Genomic DNA, 6627 nt, shown 5'->3' with positions numbered 1-6627 from the left:
CCTTCTTGATGATCTCCGGAGAGACGAACTGGCAGATGGCCTGGGCGAACATGACCCCGATGAGGCTGACCAGGACCAGGGCCAGGGAGGAGCCGAGGAAGACGGTCCACGGCTTCTCGGTCTTGGCGGCGAGCATGACGCAGGCCAGTTGGGTCTTGTCGCCAAGTTCGGCCAGAAAAAGGGTCAGGAAGGTGGTGCCGAGCAGCTTCCAGTCCACGAAATTCCCCCCGTGGTCGTGTGACGAAATGGTGACAGGCCTGTACCCGATTCGGCCGGTCGAGGCAATGGCCGGCTCAGGGCGAAATCAGGCCTGCAAGAGGCCGGCAAGGCCCCGGTGGATACGGCTGTTGGAGGCCAGGATGGTCCGGTCTCCAAGGCGGTAGGGCGTGTCCGGGTCGAAGGTCGAGATCTGCCCTCCGGCCTCGGTCACCAGCAGGATGCCAGCGGCCGTGTCCCAGGCCTTGAGGCCTATTTCGTAGAAAGCGTCGTATCGGCCGCAGGCCACCCAGGCCAGGTCCCCGGCCGCGGCACCGGGTCGACGCACCCCTTGGGTGGCGCAGAGAACCCGTTTCAGATCGGCCATGATGGGCTCGATGTCCTCCCGGACGGAATACGGGAATCCCGTGGCCACCAGGGAAGAGGCCAGATCGGTTTCGGACGACACGGCCATGGCCCGTCCGTTCAGAAAGGCCCCCTGCCCGGCCCGGGCGATGAACAATTCCCCCATGATCGGCATGTTGACGAGGCCGAGAACGATCTGGCCATCCTGCCAGAGAGCCACCGATGTGGCCACGAAGGGTACACCGTGGGCGAAGTTGGTGGTTCCGTCGACGGGGTCGATGATCCAGGTGGGCCGGTCGAGTTTGGTTTCCGCGCTGGTTTCCTCGGCCAGAAAGGCCGATCCGGGCAGGATGTCGGCCAGGGCCTCCTTGAGAAAGGCCTCCACGGCCAGGTCCGTGTCCGTGACCAGGTCGATGCGGCCCTTGCGCGTGATGTTTCTGGGTTTGTCCCAGTGGTCAAGGACGATATGGCCGGATTGCCGGACGATGTTTTCGGCCTGGGTCATGAGATCGTGGTTCATGGTTTCTCCTCCAACTTGGTACCGGCGGGAGAGATAGCTTTGTGGCCTTGTGTCGTGCCCCAAGGGTTTTCTCTGTCGAAGGCCCATTGCGCAGGGTTGTCAAGGATGTATTGGCGGATACGGTTCAGGGAGTTTTCGTCACGGATGACATGTTCGAAATAGTTTCGTTGCCAGGCGGGGGTGTCGGTGAAATTTGGTAAGGTATGGATTTTTTTTGACGCCGCAGATTTGAACGAACCGATGATTGCCCCGATGGATTTGGGTTTTGGTCCGGGCAATGTTGGGGAGACTGTTTGTGTTTGCCTTTGTAGGGGCGACGCATGCGTCGCCCCTACGGTGGACGGGGTGATGACGATGATGCCGTGGATGTGGTTGGGCATGATGACGAATTCGTCCAGTTCAATGTTCGGGAAATGGTCCGGAATTGCCAACCAGCAGGCCTCCACAGCCCGCCCAGCGTCGTTCAAGTACATTTTCCCGTCGACAAAATTTCCGAACAGGCATTCCTTGTCGTTGGTGCACACGGTCACGAAATATGCGCCTGACCCGGAATAGTCATAGCCATTCAGCCGGATGCTGCGGCGGTGGTATCTCTTGAACTTGTTTTCCATGAGCCTCCCCAAGGTTGCAGCAGCCGTGAATGTAGATACCAACCCGACAAGAATCAAGAAACAGCCGTTTTAGCCACGCAGTCGTCACCTTTTCACCATCATCCCATCACACGAACGGAGTTAGGAAGCCGTCAAGAACGCTGGCAACCATCAACAGGAGGCTGGTCATGACGGCGATTCTTCGTGTCGTGGGTTCGGATCATGGCGATGTGACGCGACCATCGGAATTGTTTCTGGCAGGGATTGTGCCCTTTGGCCCCGACGATTGCACGGTGGGGGTCGAAAACGAACTTCAGGCCGCGGTTTCTGGGCGGGCCGAAGATGTCGATCTTCCCCTGACCATCAGGCAGTCCCGATATTTTCGGAATCTGCAGCGGCGGGTGGAGACCGGCGACACGGGACGTCAGGCCCTGGATGATATGAACGCGTTTTTGGATGGGAACGAGAGCGGCTTGTGGGAGAACAGTTGGGTCCGCTTCAAGGCCGAGGCCATGAATAACCTGGCGGCCATGGTTCTGGAAAAGGATATAAAGGCCGACAAATCAAGGTCCGACGGACCGTACCGGACAGATTACCGGGAGTTCCGCTTCGAGGAACGGGAAGGAAAAAGGGAAATGGTCCGGGTGCCGGTCAGCTATCTTCTGAAACTGGCTCTGGCCCAGGCCCTGGGAAATCCCGGGATGCCCGCGACGACCAGGGAACAGGGCCTACGCCTCGGGGCTTTTTTTTCCAACGACAACACTTCCCCCGAGGTCTGCTCCCTGTACCCTGTGGCTCTGGGCCGGGACGGAATCCAGGGTGTGGCCAGGGAGAATGCCGAGCGTTTTCTCTTGTGTCATCTTCTCGTCGAATACGCCAATCGGTCCTTTGGGCTGGGCGAAAGCGGGCAACGGGCCGAACTCTATGCCGGGGCCCTGCCCCCCAGGAGGCAGACGGTTCTGAACAGTCTGGTTCCGGACTCCTTCTACCGCAAGCTGTTCATGAGCCCGTGTCTGTCCGGATGGGAACGGGGCGAGGAAAAGCACCACTACATGGGCCTGTGCCACCGGATGCTGTCCCGCAGCCGTCTCAACTGTCTTGGAGCCCTGCGCGAGGCGGGCATCATTCGTCGGAATCTGGTCGTGTTGCCGAGCACCTCGAGCACCTGCCTGTCCAACAACGGGACCCATGTCAGTCTGGGGAGCCGGATGATGGGAGACATGCTGCGGTCAGAATCGAGGGAATGGACGCCCAGGCACGAGAAGCACTTCGGCGATTTGACCATCAAGATCGTCGAGCATTTTCTCCCCTTGTTTGTGGGTACCTTCAGCGCGGCTCCCTTTCGGATGGATTTTTCGGATTTTCACCCGGAGCGGGTGCTGGGGTTTCTGCCCCATGAGCTTGATTTCACGCATTTGCGGATGCTTTGGCGCAGGTGGCGTAAAAAGGCCCGCAACAGGATTTTTGGCCGACCGGCGACCCCGTTTGGGCCGGAAATGGTCGATCGGGCCCTGGCAAGATTGTTCGGCCTCAAAGGAGATTATGTGCCGGACTTTCGACTTGTGGATTATTTCATGACCCTCTTGTCCACACCGGGGAGCCCGGCCCTGAGCGGGGAGCCCGGAAACGACCGTGAGCTGAAGATCGATCTGGCCGACATGGGTGTGTTCGACGCCAACATGTCCACCTATCTCCTGTACAAGCTCCGGGAAGAGCGGATCATGGGATTCACCGGGTTTGAGGGCCGGTTCCACAGTCTGTTTCCCTCCCTGGACCGGGACATGGCCCCGGCCGTAGGCCTCCAGGCCCTGGTCACGGCTGCGGCCTTCGGTATGGCCGTTGACGGGACCCTGTCCCATGGCATGATTCCAGATTCGCCTTTTGTCGAGAGCGAACGGAGACAGGCGGTGTTCGGGGCGGCCCTGGGCATTCCGACTTTCTATGTCCGTCAGGACACGCCAAACCGTTTTCTGATCGATATCGTCTCCAGGACCAGAAAGACGAGGTCCAGTCGGCGATACAAAGGCTATATCAGGGTCCACCTCAACGAGTACAGGCTTGCTTTGCTTCGTTGTCTGGCCGAATGGCGACCCGAGGTGGTCGAGGCTTTTGGCGGCCCGGGGCTTTTGGAGGAGACAGAGGCCAGGATCGTCAACCGCGAGGCAGAGGCGGCCTGGTCCCGGATGACCAAGGACGGGCTTCGATGCCTGCGGAGACAATCCGTCTTTGCCACGGGTGCCCGGGAGATGAACGCGGCCCTGGAAAAGCAATGCCGTGGCCGGTGGCGCAACCGCTACGTCAGGGAAGGGGCCGCCTGGGTCGCGAGGGACATGGCCGCCTTCAGTGGCATGCTGGCCGAGGCCTGCCCCGAAACAATGGCCTGGATCGGGGCATCGGGCCTGGATGTCGAGGGGGCCCTGGAGAGCATCCGCATCAAAGGAACGGCCCAGGGTCTTGGCCTGGAGATTCTCGAGGACCTGATTGTGCTCCTGGTCGGCCTGGCCCATATGCACTCCGGCCGTTTCGCCGGTCAACAGGAGGTCGATCATGTCCAATGCGTCTGAAAACGTCTATATCTGCAGGCGAACGGCCCAGACCGTACAGGAACCTCTGCTCGGGGATGCCGTGGTCCGGTTCCTCTATTCCACGGTCAGGGAGCGGGCCCCGTTTCTGTTCCGGCTGGCCGTTTCTCGGCGAATGAACGCTCTTCTCGGGTTCATCAATTTCGACATGCCCCTGGGAGCCACTCTGACCGGAGCCAAAAAATTCGTCGAGCGGCTGGGGATCGATCTTCACGAATGTGTCAGACCGAGTTTATTTTACGATACGCCCCGAAAAATCTTCGAACGGAAAATCCGTTACTGGGAAACCAGACCTATGCCCGAGGAGGAAGGGCGGATCGTTTCGCCCGCTGATTCCAGGGCCGTGGTCGGTTCCCTGGATGAGAACTCCATGCTTTTCATCAAGGAAAAATTCTTTCGCTTCGATGAGCTCCTGGGCCGGGAAAGCCCCTGGGCCGATCGGTTCGCCCGCGGAGGATTCGCGGTCTTCAGGTTGACCCCGGAGAAATACCATTTCAACCACGTTCCGGTCAGCGGAAAGGTAGCTGACATCTACGAGGTGGACGGAGCCTACCATGCTTGCAACCCTCGGGCCGTGGTCGAGATGGTCACCCCGTACTCCACGAATCGGAGGACGGTGACGGTTCTGGATACAGACGTGCCCGGGGGAGCCGGATGCGGGCTTGTGGCCATGGTCGAGGTCGTGGCCCTGATGATCGGGCACGTGGTTCAGTGCTATTCGAAGCGGGGATACGATGATCCGGTTCCGGCCAGGCAGGGCATGGTCCTCCAGCGGGGGCAGCCCAAGAGTCTGTTCAAGCCCGGCAGTTCGGTGGTGGTTCTGCTTTTCGAACCTGACCGAATCCAATTCAGTCCGGATCTCGTGTCCAACCAAGCCAGGCCGGGCGGGCTGTTTTCCACGGTCTTCGGGTATCCGTTGACAGAAACCGATATAACGGTTCGTTCGGAAATCGGCCGGGCCCTTGCGGGAGGGGTGTCATGAGTAACGGCATGTTCGTTCTGGGCTTGGGGGCTGTCCTGGCCGCTGTTTATGCCCTGGCCTTTCGCGTCCTGCCCCGGGAACGGTGGCAGGTGGCCTGGGTTTTTCCGGTCAGCAGAATGGCCGACGGATCATGGGAAGGGGTGAATTTCACCATGTACGGAATTTTGACCGGGGCGAGCGTGGCTCTGGCCACGGCTCTGGCCTTGGTGCTCATGGCCGCGGCAGGAGTGCCCCTGGTCTGGGGCGGGATACTGGCCTTGACCGTGCTGGCCGTGTGTGTCCCGGCCGCAGGTTTCCTGGCCGGGATCGTGGAGGGCAAACGCCATACCTTCAGCGTCGGGGCCGCCGTGTTCGCGGGCGTGCTGGTCACGCCCGTTCTGGCCTGGGTAGTGTCCAAAGCCGCAGGCGATATTTCCATGGCCGGGCCCATGATCGCAGCCACGGGCTTGGCTTACGCCTTGGGAGAAGGCACTGGCCGCCTGGCCTGTCTGAGCTTCGGCTGCTGCTACGGCCGGCGGATCGATTCCTTGCCGAGGCCCTGGCAAAGGCTGTTCGGTGCGGTGGCCATGATCTTCGAGGGACGGACCAAGAAAATTGCCTATGCCCATGGACTGGACGGTGTTCCGGTGGTGCCGATCCAAGCCATGACTGCAGTGGTCTGCACCCTGATCGCTCTGGCCGGGACTTGGTTTTTCCTTTCCGGCCGGATGGGTTTGGCCGTGGCCATTGCCATCGGGGGTACGCAGCTCTGGCGGTTCGGGTCGGAATTTCTGCGCGCCGACTTCCGGGGTCGGGATGGAATCACGGCCTATCAGTACATGAGCCTGGGCGGAGCCGCAGTCGGAATCGGTTTGGCGTCGTTCATGGCCCCCACCGGAGGGCATCCGGATCTGGCTCGGGGCCTTGGTGTCCTGTGGCGTCCAGAGGTCCTGCTCGGTTTGCAGGCTGTCTGGCTGGGGACTGCCTGGCGGATGGGGCGGAGTCGGGTCACCGGAGCCAGGGTGGAACTATTCGTCCGAAACGATCTGATCTGAAGGGGGCCGTCTTGCCCGGCGATGGGGATTCCGGTAGCGTGGCCGTCGTTTCGGCACGAGCCGTCTCCATCATCACACCGAGCGAGAGCCAGCCATGGAAATCCCTCTGCTTCAAGAATTCGTCACCGTTTTCAGCCTGTCCATCGGCGTCATCTACGTCTGCCACAAGATCAACATTCCAGCCATCGTCGGCTTCCTGCTGACGGGGATCATCGCCGGCCCCTACGGTCTGAACCTGGTGGGGGACATCCACGCCGTCGAGGCCATGGCCGAGATCGGGGTCGTCCTTCTGCTCTTTTCCATCGGCATGGAATTGTCTTTCGGGGAATTGATTCGGCTGCGTAAGCCGGTGTTAATC

Annotated in this window: 6 protein-coding genes and 1 pseudogene; 4 read left to right on the top strand and 3 right to left on the bottom strand. The window is 60.6% G+C overall.

Translation table 11 applies throughout. The annotated features are described in order from the left end of the window. The 3 genes and pseudogenes from EOM25_11220 to EOM25_11210 form a co-directional block, all read right to left on the bottom strand. On the bottom strand, positions 1–217 hold a 217-nt coding region (locus tag EOM25_11220), incomplete at its 3' end, for a TMEM165/GDT1 family protein (protein NCC25744.1). Positions 218–304: 87 nt separating this feature from the next. Further along, a complete protein-coding gene (locus tag EOM25_11215) occupies positions 305–1081 on the bottom strand; it encodes an inositol monophosphatase (protein NCC25743.1) in 777 nt (258 codons plus the stop codon). A 62-nt stretch (positions 1082–1143) separates the two neighbouring features. Continuing rightward, positions 1144–1692, bottom strand: a pseudogene (locus EOM25_11210) (transposase). 167 nt (positions 1693–1859) lie between these two features. Between EOM25_11210 and EOM25_11205 the strand changes: the two are divergent. The 4 genes from EOM25_11205 to EOM25_11190 form a co-directional block, all read left to right on the top strand. Then, complete coding sequence (locus tag EOM25_11205; GenBank protein ID NCC25742.1) at positions 1860–4235, top strand: hypothetical protein; 2376 nt, start codon at positions 1860–1862, stop codon at positions 4233–4235. Continuing rightward, positions 4219–5235 carry a phosphatidylserine decarboxylase gene (locus EOM25_11200; protein NCC25741.1) on the top strand — a complete coding sequence of 339 codons (1017 nt, stop codon included), beginning with the start codon at positions 4219–4221 and terminating at the stop codon, positions 5233–5235. The genes EOM25_11205 and EOM25_11200 overlap by 17 nt, the downstream gene beginning before the upstream one ends. After that, entirely contained in the window at positions 5232–6269 is a 1038-nt protein-coding gene (locus EOM25_11195; GenBank protein ID NCC25740.1) for a prolipoprotein diacylglyceryl transferase, read from the top strand. Before EOM25_11200 ends, EOM25_11195 begins: the two co-directional genes overlap by 4 nt. A 94-nt stretch (positions 6270–6363) precedes the next feature. Beyond that, positions 6364–6627 (top strand): potassium transporter KefB (locus tag EOM25_11190; protein NCC25739.1); only part of this gene is annotated, 264 nt, incomplete at its 3' end.

It is taken from the genome of Deltaproteobacteria bacterium (assembly GCA_009929795.1).
Classification (GTDB): domain Bacteria; phylum Desulfobacterota; class Desulfovibrionia; order Desulfovibrionales; family Desulfomicrobiaceae; genus RZZR01.
The sequence above is the reverse complement of the archived record's forward strand: the minus strand, read 5'-3'. Positions and strand labels throughout refer to the sequence as shown.